Source organism: Geobacillus thermocatenulatus (assembly GCF_002217655.1).
Classification (GTDB): domain Bacteria; phylum Bacillota; class Bacilli; order Bacillales; family Anoxybacillaceae; genus Geobacillus; species Geobacillus thermocatenulatus.
Genome location: NZ_NEWK01000001.1, coordinates 544387 through 559510, shown reverse-complemented (window position 1 = coordinate 559510; position 15124 = coordinate 544387). Strand labels below are relative to the sequence as shown.

General features: G+C 55.2%; 15 protein-coding genes. 1 reads left to right on the top strand and 14 read right to left on the bottom strand.

What is annotated here, in order from left to right:
- Nucleotides 1-12: 12 nt before the first annotated feature.
- From B9L19_RS02870 to hpaB, 10 genes are all read right to left on the bottom strand, one after another.
- On the bottom strand, nucleotides 13-894 hold the full coding sequence (locus tag B9L19_RS02870) for a branched-chain amino acid ABC transporter permease (protein ID WP_025949915.1): 882 nt from the start codon (nucleotides 892-894) through the stop codon (nucleotides 13-15).
- A 28-nt stretch (nucleotides 895-922) separates the two neighbouring features.
- A complete protein-coding gene (locus B9L19_RS02865) occupies nucleotides 923-2092 on the bottom strand; it encodes an ABC transporter substrate-binding protein (protein ID WP_025949914.1) in 1170 nt (389 codons plus the stop codon).
- Nucleotides 2093-2168: 76 nt separating this feature from the next.
- Nucleotides 2169-2816, bottom strand: a complete 648-nt coding sequence (locus B9L19_RS02860) for a GntR family transcriptional regulator (RefSeq protein ID WP_025949913.1) — start codon at nucleotides 2814-2816, stop codon at nucleotides 2169-2171.
- Between the two features lie 39 nt (nucleotides 2817-2855).
- A complete protein-coding gene (gene hpaE, locus B9L19_RS02855; RefSeq protein WP_047752582.1) occupies nucleotides 2856-4367 on the bottom strand; it encodes a 5-carboxymethyl-2-hydroxymuconate semialdehyde dehydrogenase in 1512 nt (503 codons plus the stop codon).
- Nucleotides 4368-4383: 16 nt separating this feature from the next.
- On the bottom strand, nucleotides 4384-4770 hold the full coding sequence (locus B9L19_RS02850) for a 5-carboxymethyl-2-hydroxymuconate Delta-isomerase (protein WP_025949911.1): 387 nt from the start codon (nucleotides 4768-4770) through the stop codon (nucleotides 4384-4386).
- Between the two features lie 17 nt (nucleotides 4771-4787).
- Entirely contained in the window at nucleotides 4788-5525 is a 738-nt protein-coding gene (locus B9L19_RS02845; protein WP_025949910.1) for a fumarylacetoacetate hydrolase family protein, read from the bottom strand.
- Nucleotides 5522-6304, bottom strand: a complete 783-nt coding sequence (locus tag B9L19_RS02840) for a fumarylacetoacetate hydrolase family protein (protein WP_025949909.1) — start codon at nucleotides 6302-6304, stop codon at nucleotides 5522-5524. The genes B9L19_RS02845 and B9L19_RS02840 overlap by 4 nt, the downstream gene beginning before the upstream one ends.
- Nucleotides 6305-6323: 19 nt before the next feature.
- Complete coding sequence (gene hpaI, locus B9L19_RS02835) at nucleotides 6324-7250, bottom strand: 2,4-dihydroxyhept-2-ene-1,7-dioic acid aldolase (protein ID WP_025949908.1); 927 nt, start codon at nucleotides 7248-7250, stop codon at nucleotides 6324-6326.
- A 133-nt stretch (nucleotides 7251-7383) separates the two neighbouring features.
- On the bottom strand, nucleotides 7384-8367 hold the full coding sequence (hpaD, locus tag B9L19_RS02830; protein WP_025949907.1) for a 3,4-dihydroxyphenylacetate 2,3-dioxygenase: 984 nt from the start codon (nucleotides 8365-8367) through the stop codon (nucleotides 7384-7386).
- Nucleotides 8368-8410: 43 nt separating this feature from the next.
- Nucleotides 8411-9889, bottom strand: a complete 1479-nt coding sequence (hpaB, locus tag B9L19_RS02825) for a 4-hydroxyphenylacetate 3-monooxygenase, oxygenase component (protein ID WP_025949906.1) — start codon at nucleotides 9887-9889, stop codon at nucleotides 8411-8413.
- 156 nt (nucleotides 9890-10045) lie between these two features.
- On the opposite strand from hpaB, the gene B9L19_RS02820 reads away from it, so the two are divergent.
- The gene (locus B9L19_RS02820) at nucleotides 10046-10945 is read left to right on the top strand and encodes a LysR family transcriptional regulator (protein ID WP_025949905.1); all 900 of its coding nucleotides are present in this window, start codon (nucleotides 10046-10048) and stop codon (nucleotides 10943-10945) included.
- A 144-nt stretch (nucleotides 10946-11089) separates the two neighbouring features.
- Here the strand turns inward: B9L19_RS02820 and B9L19_RS02815 are convergent, their stop codons facing one another.
- The 4 genes from B9L19_RS02815 to B9L19_RS02800 all read right to left on the bottom strand — a co-directional run bounded on the left by B9L19_RS02815 (nucleotide 11090) and on the right by B9L19_RS02800 (nucleotide 15041).
- Entirely contained in the window at nucleotides 11090-11989 is a 900-nt protein-coding gene (locus B9L19_RS02815) for a manganese catalase family protein (RefSeq protein ID WP_025949904.1), read from the bottom strand.
- A gap of 21 nt (nucleotides 11990-12010) precedes the next feature.
- Nucleotides 12011-12247 (bottom strand): YuzF family protein, encoded by a 237-nt coding sequence (locus tag B9L19_RS02810; protein ID WP_025949903.1) that lies wholly within the window; start codon nucleotides 12245-12247, stop codon nucleotides 12011-12013.
- 142 nt (nucleotides 12248-12389) lie between these two features.
- Nucleotides 12390-13760, bottom strand: coding sequence for a PepSY-associated TM helix domain-containing protein (locus B9L19_RS02805; protein ID WP_025949902.1), 1371 nt, complete (start codon nucleotides 13758-13760; stop codon nucleotides 12390-12392).
- A 102-nt stretch (nucleotides 13761-13862) separates the two neighbouring features.
- Nucleotides 13863-15041, bottom strand: a complete 1179-nt coding sequence (locus B9L19_RS02800) for a helix-turn-helix transcriptional regulator (RefSeq protein WP_025949901.1) — start codon at nucleotides 15039-15041, stop codon at nucleotides 13863-13865.
- Nucleotides 15042-15124: the final 83 nt, after the last annotated feature.

Sequence of the window (15124 nt, the reverse complement as noted above, 5' to 3'; positions counted from 1 at the left end):
CATCCGTCCCCCTTATACCCGCTTTCCGGTCATCTTGGCGAACAGCCCGTTCGGCATGAACAACAGAACAAGCAATAGCAGCCCAAAGCTGATCGCTTCTTTGTACCCCGAAGACAAGTATCCTTCCGCAAACGACTCAAGCAGCCCGACGAGAAACGCGCCGGCGATCGCCGCCGGGGCGTTCGTCAATCCCCCGACAACGGCGGCGATGAACGCCTTCAGCCCGATCATCATCCCCATATCATAGGAGGCGCCCGAAATCGGGGCGATGACGATTCCCGCGAGCGCCCCCAGACCGGCGCTGACGGCCACGGCCCCAAGCGACATTTTGCGGATGTCAATCCCCATCAATCGAGCGGCAAACGGGTTGATGACGCAGGCCGCCACCGCCTTGCCGATGTACGTCCGTTGAAAGAACAGATGCAAGGCGGCAAAACTCGCGAGCGAAATGACAATCGCCCAGACACTTTGCCATTGGATGACCGCTCCAAACACCTCAAGCGCCCCATGGCCCGTAAAAGGGCGCAGCGCGTATGGGTCCGTCCCCCAAGCAAGCAAGGCGATCCCTCGGAATACAAACGACGCCCCGATCGTAATGATAATGAGCACGGCGACAGACGAACGGCGCGCCGGCTGAATGGCCAGCCGTTCAAACAGCGCACCGACCGCCATCACCGCCGCAATGCTGAGCCCGATCGCGAGCACAAACGGCATGCCGCTGTTGACAAACGTCATGCACAGCAGCGCGCCTAACATGGCGAAATCGCCTTGAGCCAAATTTAAAATGCCGGTCACGCTGTACGTAATGACAAACCCGAGCGCCACCAACGCGTAAATGCTGCCGACCGTCAGCCCGGAAAACAACAGCTGCACAAACTGGCTCCACGCTTCCATGCCCTGCCCTCCTTCAAGCAACTGTTGTTTACTGCTCGGCAAGCACAAACTTGCCGTCTTGAATTTGCACCATCACCAAACTGTCGGCGTCAAGCCCTGTATGGTCGTCTTTCGACATATGGAATACGCCCGAAATGCCGATAAATTTTTTCGTATTTTCCAAAGCCGACCGTATTTTTTCTTTATCGGTTCCCCCTTCTTTGATCGCATTGACCAACAAATGGAACGCATCCCACGCATGTCCGCCAAACGTGGTCGGGGCATAGCCGTACGCTTTCTCAAATTGTTCTTTGTATTTCAGCAGCGTTTCTTTTTGCGGGTCGCTGTCCGGAAGCTGATCGGCCACTAAAATGCGCCCGGCAGGGAACCATACGCCGTTGGCTGCCTCCCCGGCCAAGTCGATAAAGCTTTTCGTGCCGATGCCATGGCTTTCCACAATCGGCGACTCGATGCCCAACTGGCGGATGTTTTTCGTCACGACCGCCGATTCCTGCGCTGTTCCCCAAACGATGATCGCCTGTGGATTGGCTTTCTTCACTCTTGTCAACATCGCTTTCGCATCATCGACTGTCGCCTCAAATTCCTCCTCAATGACGGCTTTCACCCCATATTCCGGAGCATAATGTTTAAACTCTTCATGACCGCTCGTTCCATAGGCATTGGCGACGTTCAGCCAAGCGACGTTCGTCCATCCTTTTTCCTTTAAAAAACCTAGCAGCTTCTGAATGACGATATTGTCCCCTTGAGCGGTTTTAAATGTCCAATGACGCGAGGATCCATCGCTTGGATTGACGATTTGTTTGCTTGCGGCGAGGGAAATGTACGGGATGCCGGCTTTTTCGATTTGCGGGATCATGGCCAAGGAGTTGCCGCTGATCGTGCCGCCGATGATGGCGGTCACCTTGTCTTGTTCGATGAGTTTTTTCGTGGATAATACGGCTTCATTTTGATCGGACTTGTCATCGTAGGCAATCAGCTTGATTTTCTTTCCATCCATACCGCCTTGCTCGTTCCATTGCTCGACAAGCATTTTGACCGTCTCCATCTCCGGTTTGCCAAGCGGCGCCGCCCCGCCTGAGGCAGAAAAAATGGCGCCGATTTTGACTTCATCCTCTCCTCCCGATGTCGCCGTCTTCCCACAAGCGGCAAGGAACATGAGCAACAATGCCGCCAGCAATCGAGACATTCCTTTTTTCATCTTTTTTCCCCCTTTTATATTGACAGCGCTTTCAAATCGTCGTTCTTCCGCCAGGCCTTCACCCGGCGGAAGAAGATCAGCGCCGCCGCTTAAACGCCTCGGCGGTGTTGATTTTGTGCTGTCGAACGTATTGTTCAATTTCATACGGCGGCGCCTGTTCCCGCAGCAGACGGATGATCTCTCGATGCTCTTCGATCGATGCTTTCGCCCGCTGCGGGATCAACGTAAATCCGTACACGCGGATGCGCTTCATCCGTTGCCAAATTTGCTTGATTTGCTCTTCAAGATAGGCGTTGCCGCAATGGGCGTAAATCAGAGAGTGAAATTCATAGTTCAGCTCGCTGAACCGTTCCAGCTCCAGCTCTTCAAGCGCCCGCTCCATCCGCTCGTTTACTTGCTCAAGCCGATCGATCGCCTCCTTTGTCAAATGGGGGGAGCCGAGCGCGGTCGCATAGCCTTCCAGCACAGCCAACACCGACAGCGTCTCGATATATTCTTTCTCGTTGATGTTGCTCACAACGGCGCCTGCATACGGCTTAAATTCGACGAGCCCTTCCGCCTCGAGCTGGCGGATCGCCTCGCGCACCGGGATGCTGCTGAGTCCAAGCTCGCGGGCGATTTGGTCGATGACGACGCGGTATCCTGGACCATAGACGCCGTTTTCAATGCGGGAAAGAATATACTCGTAAGCCAGTTGGGTTTTGTTTTTCGCTTTCGTTCCCATACGTTTATCATATACTAGATCGTATATATTGACTAGCCATTATGCCTGTTCGGCAGACAAGGCGGTCGGTTTCTCCCCCTTGCCGAACGCGGGGATCGGCGGATCGCCGACCGCGACGTGGACAACTTGCACTTCCGTATAGAAATCAAAGCTGTAATGCCCGCCTTCGCGGCCGATGCCGCTGTATTTCGTCCCGCCAAACGGGATGCGCAAATCACGGACGTTCGGCGAGTTGACCCACGCCATCCCGCTTTCGATCGCTTGGGCGACGCGGTGGCCGCGCTTCATGTCATTTGTCCAAACGTACGCTGCCAAGCCGTATTTGACATCATTCGCCAACCGAATGGCCTCTTCTTCATCGGCAAAGGACATGACCGCCATGACTGGTCCGAAAATTTCTTCCTGCGCCACTTTCATATTGTTGCGGCAGTTAAGCAATAATGTCGGCGGCACAAAGTTGCCGCGCTCCAGCCCTTTCGGAACGCTGGGGGCATAGACGTCCGCCCCTTCCTGCTTGGCAATCTCAATATAGCGGTTCACCCGCTCCCAATGGTCGCGGTGAATGAGCGGTCCCAGTTCGGTCGCGGGGTTCATCGGATCGCCGATGACAATGCGGTCGACGCGCTCTTTCAGCCGGGCGACAAATTCGTCGTAAATCGATTGCTCGAGCAAAAGCCGTGAGTTGGCCGTGCACCGTTCGCCATTGAGCGAAAACACGCCCCAAACTGCCGCATCGAGCGCCCGTTCGAGATCCGCATCGGCGAACACAATGAGCGGCGACTTGCCGCCGAGCTCCATCGATGTTTTTTTCAACGTTGCCGCGCTGTTGCGGATAATTTCCATGCCGGTCGTCGTCTCGCCGGTAAACGAGATGAGGCGCACGTCTGGATGAGTGACAAGCGCAGCGCCCGCCGTTTCGCCAAACCCGTGCACGACGTTGAACACCCCGCGGGGCAGTCCCGCTTCATCGATGATTTCCGCCAGTTTATTCGCCGTCAACGGTGACCATTCGGCCGGCTTCAAGACGACGGTGTTGCCGGTCGCCAGCGCGGGAGCCACCTTCCACGTTTCCAGCATAAACGGCGTATTCCACGGCGTAATGAGCCCAGCGACGCCGACTGGTTTATAAACGGTATAGTTTAAAAACTGACCATTCACATGGTACGCCTCGCCGACAAGGCGCGTCTTCACCATTTCCGCGTAAAAGCGGAAGTTTTCCGCCGCGCGGGCGGCTTGTTTTTTCGCCTGGCTGATCGGAATGCCGGTGTCGAGCGCCTCTAAATAGGCGATGTCGTCCGCATATGTTTCAATCAGCTCGGCAATGCGGAACAAATACCGGAGCCTCTTTTCAACCGGCATCGTCCGCCACGGCCCGTGATCAAACGCCTCCTTCGCCGCCCGAACCGCCGCATCGATGTCTTCTTTCCGCCCCTCGGCGACTTCGTTGATCGGTTCGTTCGTAAACGGATTGATGTTGTCGAAATGCGCACCGGCCGCCCCTTCCACAAACTGCCCATTGATATAATGAAGCACTTTTGGTTGCACTGCCATTCGTTTCCCCCTCCCGCTATGTCCGATAGCGCGCATGAATGTTGTTATGCTTGTACGTCCCCGCCTCGCTGAACTCATACAGCTCAAGCGACAGCGCCAAATAGCGTTTCGCAAACAGCGGGGCGAAATGGTCTTTCATCACGGCAAACAGTTCGGCGCCGACTTCTTTTTTCACCTGTTCCGGGCGCCCGGCGCCGATTTTGAGCGTCGCGTGCACAAACGCATCGTCTTCCGCGCCGTCGGCCACATAGTACTCGTCAAGGCGAATCGCGCGCGACCGGATGCCGCCGACAGGAAACGAATCGCGCCGCTTGATCAGCACGCGGTGGACTTTTTCCAGCAAGCCGCGAATGTCAGCTTCTTCACCGAGATTGGCCGTGTATTCCACAATAAAGTGCGGCATCCTCTCTCCCCCTTTGGCTAGGCGATGTAATTGACCAGCCGGCCGATGCGTTCGATTTCCGTCACGACTTCATCGCCGGGCTGGACGTTCACTGCTCCTTTCGGCGTGCCGGTCAACATGACGTCGCCCGGCGCGAGCGTCATGAATTCGGTGATGTACTCGAGCAAATACGGGATGGAAAAGATCATGTCGCCCGTATACCCTTCCTGAACCACTGCTCCATTGACATACGTCCGCAGCCGAAGCGCCATCGGATCGCCGACTTCGTCATGGCTGACGATCCATGGGCCGAGCGGCGTCGCCCGGTCGCGGTTTTTGACGCGGAAATTCGGCCGGTAATAATTTTCTAAGTAATCGCGGACTGCGTAATCGTTGGCAATCGTGTAGCCGGAAATGTAGTCGTACGCCTGTTCCGCCCTCACCCGGCGGGCCGGGCGGCCGATCACCACCGCAAGCTCGCATTCATAATGCATCATGTTGACCCCCTCCGGGCGGACGGTGCGGCCGCGATGGCCGACGAGGGTGTTTTTCCCTTTGAGAAACAAAAGCGGCTCTTTCGGCGCGGCAAACGACAGCTCGCCGGCGTGATCGGCGTAATTCAACCCAAGCGCCACGATCACGCCCGGCTCGACCGGGGGAAGCCACATCACGTCAAGCTCGTCGACGATCGTTCCGTCCGGCAGGCGGAGGCGTCCATCATCAAGCGGCTCCGCTTCCGTCACGGTTCCGTTCCATGCCACACGCGCCCGCTTCATTGTTCATCGCCTCCTTGTTCCGGGGCGATTTCGTTTTCCAACGCGCCGATCCCGTCGATTTCGATGCGCACGACATCTCCCGCCGAAACGAGCGGCGCGTCGGCCGGCCAGCTGAAAAACAGCACATCCCCCGGGTAAAGGGTCATAAATTCGGTCACCTCAGCGAGCCATTGTTCGACCGGCTGGCGGAAACGGCTCGGATCGGCGCGCTGGACGAGGCGTCCGTTCACATATACGTGTGCGACGAGCGAAAAGAGCGGCGGTGCTTCCTCTTTCGGCACGATCCACGGGCCGACCGGGGCAAAGCCGTCGCGCGCCTGTTCCTTCACCGCCGGGCGGTAACGCTGCTTATGGGGAATCGACAGATCATGGACGATCGTATAGCCGAATACAAAATCGAGCGCCTGCTCGCGCTGCACGCGCGCCGCCGTCCGTCCGATGACAATCCCGAGCGCTGGAGCCGCCTGAAGATGCTTCACCCCACGAGGCAGCAGCACCGGCCGCCGATGGGCGTTGATCGTGTTGGCCGGCTTCATATACAAAACCGGGCCCTCCGGCGGCTTTTCATACGGCGGGGCGTTCATTTCGGTTGACAACGCTTCCCACTCCTTCTGATCATTCAGCGCCACCCCGTACATCACCCCGTCAACAGGCACGTCCCATTCCCATTCATCGATGTGGTGCATCCGACCGTCAAACGACACCGTTCCGCTCCAAGGATCCGCCTTTGCCTCAATCGTCCGCCTCATGCCGGCCAGGCGCAAGCGCACATTGACCATCGCTTCTCCTCCCGCCCCGTTATGCCGTTTTGGATGGCTCTTCAGCCAGCAGTCCGTATTTGACGAGCGTGCGGCGGATTTGCCGCTGATGCTCTTCGCTTGGCAAATCGAGCGGCAGCCGGAGCTTCGGGGTGATTTTCCCCATCATGCCGAGCGCTGCTTTGACCGGGCCTGGATTCGTTTCGATGAACAGCACATCATTGAGCTCCATCAGTTCAAAATGAAGATCTTGCGCCCGCTTGATGTCGCCGTCAAACCAAGCATCATGCAGCTCGGCCACCTTATGCGGCACGACGTTCGCCGTCGCGCTGATCGAACCGGCGCCGCCGATCGCCAGCATCGGATAGCACAACAGCTCGATGCCGGAAAAGAGAAGGAAATCGCGCCCGCAGTGCCACAGCACTCGGTTCACATGTTCAAAATCTTTGTTTGACTCCTTCACGCCGATAATGTTCGGACAATCTTCAGCCAACCGCGCCAACGTTTTGACTTCCAAATTGACCGCCGTCCGCCCCGGAATATTGTAGATGATGATCGGAATGTCAACGGACTCGGCCACCGCCTTAAAATGCTTATAGAGCGCAGCTTGAGACGGGCGATTGTAATACGGGACGATGACCATCGCCGCATCAGCCCCAATCTCCTGCGCAAATTTGGTCAGCTCGATCGTTTCCGCATGGTTCGTCGAGCCCGTCCCCGGCACGAACGGCACCCGACCCGCCACCGCTTTTTTCGCCGTTTCCATCACCTGTTTCCGTTCGTCAAGCGTCAGCGAACTTGGCTCTCCCGACGTTCCCGTGACGGAAATGCCGTGCGTGCCGCTTTCAATATGCCAATCGATGAGCGCGGCGAGCGCCGCAAAATCCACGTTTCCTTCCTCATCAAACGGCGTGACGACCGGCGCGATTGAGCCGCGCAGCCGTTCTTTCGCCTCGCGGTATGCCATCCTTTCTCCCCCCTATTTGTTTTACTTTTCCGAATGTTATTTATATTGTACACATTATCATATATAAAATCAACGATAAAATCATATATAATCTTGATCCGAAAACCGCGAGCAGAAGGACGGCGGTTTTTTTCTAAATCAGGAAGGTCGGTTTCTGCTTCGCCAATGTCGGTTCGTCCGGCTCGATCGGCTGACCGCTGTGAACATCGAGAACGACGGACGCCTCTTCAAACCAGCTGTCCGGCGCCGCATGCCCCCAAAACGTCTGGCGCCTTGGATCGTCCAAATCCCAACGGATCGGCGGAAAATCGGGGTCGCTCGTCAAATAATCGCCGTTATACAGCTCAATTCGGTGGCCATCCGGGTCGCGCAAATAGACAAAGAAGGCGTTGGACAATCCGTGGCGGCCCGGCCCGCGTTCAATGTTTGCCGCATATCCAGCCGCCGCCAGCACATCGCACGCATGGATGAGGCTGAGCGGGTCCGGCAGCCAAAACCCGATATGGTGAAGGCGCGGCCCTTTTCCGTTCATCAGCGCCAAATCGTGGACATTTTGTTTCCGGTGCAGCCATGCCGCCCAAAGCTTCCCATCCTCTGTTTCCGTATACTCCGAACAAGCAAACCCCAAGCCGTGAACATAAAAGTCATACGCACGCTTAACATCCGTCACCGCGCAATTGAAATGGTCAATGCGCTGCACGCGGGCGCCGCGGTGCAAGTCATACCGCTGCAACAGCCGCTCAGTTTTGTCCATATGCGCGAAAAACTCAAGCGGCAGCCCGGACGAATCCTGCACGCGAAACGCTCTCCCGACGGCGCGCTGGCTTCCCGCTTCCAGCCATTTCGGCTGCAGCGTTTGCGCCGCAAACCATTCATAAAGCGCTTCCAATTCCTGCTCGGAACCGACTTTGTAGCCAAGCGCTTCAACCGCGGGACGGGGCGCCTTTTTCAACAGAAGGCTATGATGATGATATTCTTCCAGCCCCCGCAAATACAGATGGCTCTCATCCGCTTCCGTCACGACAAACCCAAGCACCCGTTCGTAAAAATCGCGGGCGGCGGCCAAATCAGTCACATGCAGCACTGCGCGGGCGCAGCGAATAATGGAAAATTTCACCATCCTTCTCCCCTTTCGATCAAATTCAACTCCATTTGCACTGTCACCGCTGGCTGTCAGAAGGAATGAACACACTTTTGGCGCCGCGCAGAAATTCACGCACGAACTGTTGATACGGCTCTTTTTCATAGCCGTCAAAATACGCCATCCCCATCCGCACCGGATCGCCGAAAAAGTAATATTCATAATGCGTCTGCCGGGCTCCGAACGCGCTCATCGTGAGATCCCAAGCGAGCCGGAACAGCTGAACGCGTTCATAGCCATCCACTGTCGCCCCCTGCATTGCTCGGCGGACGATATCGCCAATTTCTTCGTTGTCAAAGTCGGCTTCCGTCGGAATCGCCATCATGCCTGATGCACCTAAAATGCGAATGATTTCCGCCAGGCGCGGATAAATGCGCGGATACCAGTTGCGCGCGGCATCAAGCGCGGCAAAATCCGGCGTCATCGTTCCCCAGCGGTCTCGCTTCGCATTGTGCTCAGCCCGGTACAGGTGGCTCTTCATCGTCTCGAGGACGAGCATGATTTCCGCCCCTTTATCTTTCACATGCTGGAATTCGCCGATGCCGATGGCTTCGATCAGACAAAGGGTAACTCCAAGCAAAAACTCCGTTTTGACGATGTTTTTCGCCACCACTTGATGGGACATATGAATGACCGCGTTCGTCTCACGGAACGTCCGGTTGCAAATCGATGAATTACCGCACACAAACACGCGCTCCCACGGCACAAACACGTTTTCAAACGACACGATGGCATCGCCTTCTTCAAAGCGGGACGCGAGCGGATGGTCCCACGCGCTCCGCCCGTAGTCGAACGCCTCGCGGCAAATGAACTTGACGCCCGGCGTATTGTTCGGAACGGCAAAGGCGAGCGCGTACGGGTCTTCACCGGACGACGATTTTTTCACGGTCGACGGAAACACTAAAATTTCATCGGTAATCCCCCCTTGCGTCGCCAACAGACGGATGCCGCTGACGATGATCCCGTCTTTCCGCCGTTCGACCAAATGGAGCGGCACATCGGCGTCTTTCTGCTCATGAAGCGCCTTGGCACGGTTCATTTGCGGATGGATGAGCGTGTGCGTCAAGCTGATGTCGTTTTCACGCGCGTACTCATAGTAGTTTTTCGCGTTTTCGGCAAACATCGGATCGTCTTCGGCAAACAAATCGTTGGCGATGCCCATGGCCATGACTTCGGCATTCAAATAATCAGGCGAGCGCCCCATCATTCCAGCCGACATGCGCGCCCATTCTTGCGTCGCCTCGCGGCGGGCGATGAGCTCCTCAATCGTCGTCGGCTGAATGAACGTCATGCCGACGAGCTGTCCGGTTGTCGGCGACCGGTACAACATTTTGTCCGGCTTTTCATACTGCCGGTCGTAAAGCGCGGCCATCGAACGGACGACGTTGCGAAATGCCGGGTGAACGGTGACATCCTCTACTTTTTGCCCATGGATGTACACGCTGCTTTTCGCCCGCTTGAGCCGCTCCATATACTCCTGACCTGTTTTGGCCGGCATTTTCATTCCCCCTATTTTCACGTATAATAGATAAGGAAACGCTATCATTCAGAATGTTCAAAATTAATATAACATATGATTTCATATATGAAAAATACAAAAATGATCCACCATCCTATACGAAAAAGATATGGAAGCAAGAGAGGAGGCACGGCCATGATCGATGTGAAACAGCTGAAATACTTCGTCACAATTGCTGAAGAAGGGCAAATCACGAAAGCAGCGCAAAAGCTTCATATCGCCCAGCCGCCGCTCAGCCAGCAGCTGAAGCAGCTCGAAGAAGAGCTCGGCGTTCCGTTGTTTGACCGGAAGGCGAAAAAAATGGAGCTCACCGCACCGGGCAAAGCGTTTTACGAAAAGGCGAAACGGCTGCTCGCCCAGCTTGATGACGCCGTAGCGGAAGTGAAAGAAATCGAAGCAGGAACGGCGGGGACGCTGTCGATCGGCTGCGTCAAATCGTGCTTTTACTATTTGGCTCAGGCGATCCGCCACTTCCATGAACAAGCTCCGAACGTGACCTTTCATCTCCGCGAAGGGGATACGTTTTCCGTTTGCCGGCTGCTTCAAGAGCGTCAAATTGACATCGGCATTGTCCGACTGCCGATCGACTCAGCTGATTATGACGTCATCCACCTGCCGAGCGACCGTTATATCGCCGTCCTGCCGGAACATTGGGCATTGAGTAAACCTTACTTGTCGATGCGCGATTTTGCTGATTGGCCGCTTCTCCTTCTCCACCGCGTGCATGGTGCCGGACAGTACGAGCGAGTCATGGAAGAATGCCGCCGACATGGATTTGAGCCGAACGTCCTATGCGAATGCCCGGACGCGACGATCTTGCTCTCCCTCGTCGCCCAAGGCCTCGGAGCCACCATTGTGCCGCAATCCACCGTCGCCTTGTTCCGCCTTCCCGGCATCAAGGTGCTCGAGATCATCGATTCTTCCATGACAGCAGAAGCTGCCGTCATCCTGGACCCGCAGCGGTATTTGCCAAAAAGCGCCCGCCGCTTCCTTGATGTGCTCCAAACCGTTTCCGCCCGCACGTCCGGCGGATAACATGAAAAAGATAATGGTTTCTTCCATCATGGATGTTGACGCAAATGAAAACACGATACGCTCATCATCTCTTCGTTGCCCTGCCCTTTTCGTTCCACGGCCGGTTTTTCCCCCAAAAAAAATCAGGCGCCGTTGGGCGCCTCATCACAATCCGGCCGACCGTTGCAGCCGCTTGGCGATTTCGAAAAAATCTTCGGCCGAAATCCCGGGAGCGAATTCTTCCGGCACTTCGTCCAAATCGGGGATCGCCCCCCCTTGGGGCGCTCCTTCGACCACCTCGAGCGGCTGGCCGTCGCTTGGATGGGTTCCTTGCCAAATGCGGACGATTTCTTTGTAGTAGCGGTCGCTGAACGTATAAAGCCGGCGGTGGACGCCTTGTTCCTCATACTTTCTCGCCTCATCGAACACGCGGTTATCGAGGTTCGGGATTGGCAGGAGCTTTGTCACATCAACGCCCGTCGCCACTTCCAGCGCCTTGGCGTACGCCAAAATATGAACGCCGCCGCGCACCAGCAAGTAGCCAATCATCTCGCGGGCGGTAGGATGATCCGTCATTTCATAGACGCGCATTTTATGCGTGCGCGCTCCGCATTCAAGGAAAAAGTTGTGAAGCAAATCCAAAATCAAGTTGCCGCTGTTGAACACGTACTCCCCCGTCCACGCCTTCCCCATCGAATCACCGGGAAACGCCGTCTGCGCCGTCGCGATAAAATGATACGTATTGCGCTTGTCTTTCGCCTCCTTCATCGGCGCCGCATCCGGATCACCCGGATGGGTGGAGCCGGTCAAGCAAAGGTTGATCGCATTGGACACGAGCTCCACATGGCCAAACTCTTCGGCGGTGATGCTCGCCACCAGCTCGTAAAACGGGCGCAGCTTCTGTTTTTGCCGAAAATTGAATGACTGAAACAAATAATTGTTTAACGTCGACATTTCTCCGAAACGGCCGCCAAGCAGCTCCTGAACAGCGGCAGCCGCATTGGGGTCCGCGTATTTGGGCTTCGGCAATTCAATCGCCAGCCGGTCGATCCGCTGAAATACCACGACTCTTTTCCTCCTTTTTCATTAATTGCCGAGGCGAACAGACACCACTTGCGCCAAGCGGATGTAATAGACCGCCTGATGCGCCGAGATGACGATATGGTCCGGCTTCACATCCCTCACCATTCCTTGGATCGAACCGCGGACGGTTTCCACTACCACTTCTTTGCCGTTCAAAGCTTGGAAAGCGTGGTACACATACGGGTCAACCAGGGCAATGAGCTGCGGCGGCGAGGCATGGGACGCGTAGGGCTGGTTCATTCTCATTTCCTCCCTTTTGATGCGTTGAAGAAGATTCCCTTTTTATCCATATGCCGCCCTGTGCCGAACATGACAAAAAACCAAGCGTCCCAAAAAAGAAAGCGGCCTTGATGCCTACTCATCAAGCCGCTTCCAACGATGGTTACGCCGCGAGAAAGCGGCGAACGCTCGGAATCTTTTGCACAACAAAACGATCAAACAGCCAAATCACAGCGAGCGACAACGCAAACAACGGCATCACGACCGCCGCAGCGATCATGCCGCCCCACACTGTTTTCGCCGCCTGAGGATCCTTCACCCGCCTAGGGGCGCCGAGGACGCCTTTTGGCTTGCGCTTGCGCCACATCACAAAGCCGCTGACGCCCAAAAACACCAATCCGAGGCAAAAAACGAGATTGATGAGCTGATTGACCAGCCCAAACAACCGCCCTTCATGGAACGCAATGCCAATCGTAATGGTCTTGGCCAACGCCCCATAGTCAGAAAAACGGACATCGCTCAAAACCCGCCCTGAATACTGGTCAATATGCAAAGTGGCGTTCTCCCACGGCTTCGTCTTCGAGGTCGCAACGGTAAACACCCCTTTTTCCCCTTGCGGCAGCGAAATGGTGAACGGCTTTTTCACCTTTTTCGCCTCCGCGATCGCATACACCTCATCGAGCGAAAGCGTGACCGCCTTATGCTTGTGAACAGAAGGCACAGGCAGTTGTTCGACCGCCCATGGCACGTCTTGCGCCACGTCTTTGGTGACTACTTTCGATTCCGGCTTCGGGCCGAAACTGAACGCAAACGGCGGATAGCCGGTATTCGTCGCTGTCGCCACCCGGTTGATCGCTTCTCCCATCACGCCTGTCCAAGGCATACCCGTCACGATCAAAAGCAAAATCCCGATGCTCATCCATACACCGGACACGGCATGCCAATCGCGCCAAGCCAACCGTTTGTTCGCCCGCCAGCGCGGCCAAAACGTCCCGAGAACAGAGAATGATTGCCGCGGCCACCAAAGATAGAGACCCGTGGCCAACAATATAAATCCCCAACAAGCGGCCAGCTCTACAAAACGATTGGCTGCCGTTCCGCCAATCAACAGCTCACTGTGGATTTTTTTCGCGATTTCCGTCCAATTCTCATCCGCACGCAACGTCCCCTGAATTTCCCCGGTATATGGATTGATGAATGCAAACACCATGTCCCCTTTGTCCATCATCCCGACCTTCACCGTTCGATTCGCATCATTCTCAATCGTCACAGAGACGATGGCATCATGGGGGTATTTCTTGTTGACCCGCTCCGTCAGCTCAACGAGAGGAAGCCTTTTCTCGCCGATTTTGTCCACCTCGTACAAATGATGGTACAACATCGATTCGATTTGCGGCTTAAACAAATAAACAGCGCCGCTCAACGCCAAAATGATCAAAAACGGCGCAAAGATGATCCCGGCATAGAAATGCCATCTCCACACCGCCGCATACATCTCCCGTTGTTGCCTCTCCTCTTTCATCATCTGCTCCATCGCTTTCCCTCCTTGCATCTTTTTCATCTACAGTGTAAGGAAAAGCTGTGAGCAGACCGTGAACAACGAGCGAAAGTTGTGTGAAATCACCGCCTCTCAAGCTTACTCGATAATCGCAAGGCGCAGCGCTTTCGCCACCGCTTCCGTCCGATTTTTAGCGCGAAGCTTCCTTAAGACGCTCGAAATATAGTCACGTACTGTAAATTCGCTTAAATACAGCTGTTCAGCTGCTTCTGATGTCGATGCCCCATCAGCGAGCAGCTTCAGCACCTCGATTTCCCGAGGCGACAGCGGCTCATGTTCTTCCCCTTCCTTTTTTCTCACCGGCGCCTCGATCAATTTCAACAACAATTCCCCCGCGCTTTGTCCAAATTTCATCAGCGCAGGAAACAAGCGGCGGTCAACGGCAAAAAAGCGGCCCGGTCCGCGGTCGAGCACGACGCCTCCAATCATCCTCCCTTCCGTCGGCACATACACCGGAACGATCACGAGCGAAGCTAAATCGAATGGCTTGATATACGTGTTTGGAAACTGTTCGGACGCCCGTTCAACGTAAATCGGCCGAAAATGGCGAAATTCATGCACTTCCGCTTTCAACTTCCCCACACTTTCTTTCAACATCGGAATGCTGTCCAATTCCACGCGCAACCGCTGAATTTGCTCATTGTCCACGCCGTGCCCATGCAGGCCGATGGCCGTTCTCTCTTGATTGACAAATTGAAACAGAGCACAACGGGTGAAAGGAAGAAAATAAGAAAAACCAAAACAAATATGCGCCGCCGATTCCTCAAACGTCTGCGCCCGCAAAATCCATTCGTTAAACAAAATCACGGCGTCTTTCCACAATGTTTCTTTTTTCCATGGAGAATCACCGCTCTTTTTGAATGATTGTTCATTCACTTCATACAACAACCACTCATTCCATTTAAAAAACAAATACCGCACCGCCGGATGAAGCGCAGCAGCCGCTGACGCATGCGCCTTCAACACTTGATGAACCGTATTTTCCATTAAATTCAGGGAAAATATGACCATCTCCGGATGAAACGCCGCAATGCGTTCGAGCTGCTCATTCGCTGGATGGTCGCCCCCGTACGGAAGCAATCTTGCCTGAACGAATGCGCACAGCGTGGAAAACACCTCTTGAACCCGCGCATTCCGCTTGCCAAGCGCTTCGCCGATCCGTTCCCATTCTCCCTTCACTTCCCCTTCATACTGACGCAAAATATCCACCGCCTCTTTCAGCAGTCGAAACAAATGGTCGTGCAGTTCTTTCGACACGGTAGCTCCCCCCTTTTTTCATCGACCGTGTTCCCTCACTATTGTATTTTCACACCAAAGCCAACGATTCCTTCCCCTTTCTA

What these genes read in the sequence shown, in the direction of transcription:
- B9L19_RS02850 (WP_025949911.1), bottom strand. Translation starts at nt 4,770, where the DNA reads ATGCCGCACTTTATTGTGGAATACACGGCCAATCTCGGTGAAGAAGCT.
- B9L19_RS02845 (WP_025949910.1), bottom strand. Translation starts at nt 5,525, where the DNA reads ATGAAGCGGGCGCGTGTGGCATGGAACGGAACCGTGACGGAAGCGGAG.
- B9L19_RS02805 (WP_025949902.1), bottom strand. Translation starts at nt 13,760, where the DNA reads ATGGAGCAGATGATGAAAGAGGAGAGGCAACAACGGGAGATGTATGCG.
- B9L19_RS02810 (WP_025949903.1), bottom strand. Translation starts at nt 12,247, where the DNA reads ATGAACCAGCCCTACGCGTCCCATGCCTCGCCGCCGCAGCTCATTGCC.
- hpaI (WP_025949908.1), bottom strand. Translation starts at nt 7,250, where the DNA reads ATGGCATACCGCGAGGCGAAAGAACGGCTGCGCGGCTCAATCGCGCCG.
- B9L19_RS02820 (WP_025949905.1), top strand. Translation starts at nt 10,046, where the DNA reads ATGATCGATGTGAAACAGCTGAAATACTTCGTCACAATTGCTGAAGAA.
- B9L19_RS02840 (WP_025949909.1), bottom strand. Translation starts at nt 6,304, where the DNA reads ATGGTCAATGTGCGCTTGCGCCTGGCCGGCATGAGGCGGACGATTGAG.
- hpaE (WP_047752582.1), bottom strand. Translation starts at nt 4,367, where the DNA reads ATGGCAGTGCAACCAAAAGTGCTTCATTATATCAATGGGCAGTTTGTG.
- hpaB (WP_025949906.1), bottom strand. Translation starts at nt 9,889, where the DNA reads ATGCCGGCCAAAACAGGTCAGGAGTATATGGAGCGGCTCAAGCGGGCG.
- B9L19_RS02870 (WP_025949915.1), bottom strand. Translation starts at nt 894, where the DNA reads ATGGAAGCGTGGAGCCAGTTTGTGCAGCTGTTGTTTTCCGGGCTGACG.
- B9L19_RS02865 (WP_025949914.1), bottom strand. Translation starts at nt 2,092, where the DNA reads ATGAAAAAAGGAATGTCTCGATTGCTGGCGGCATTGTTGCTCATGTTC.
- B9L19_RS02860 (WP_025949913.1), bottom strand. Translation starts at nt 2,816, where the DNA reads ATGGGAACGAAAGCGAAAAACAAAACCCAACTGGCTTACGAGTATATT.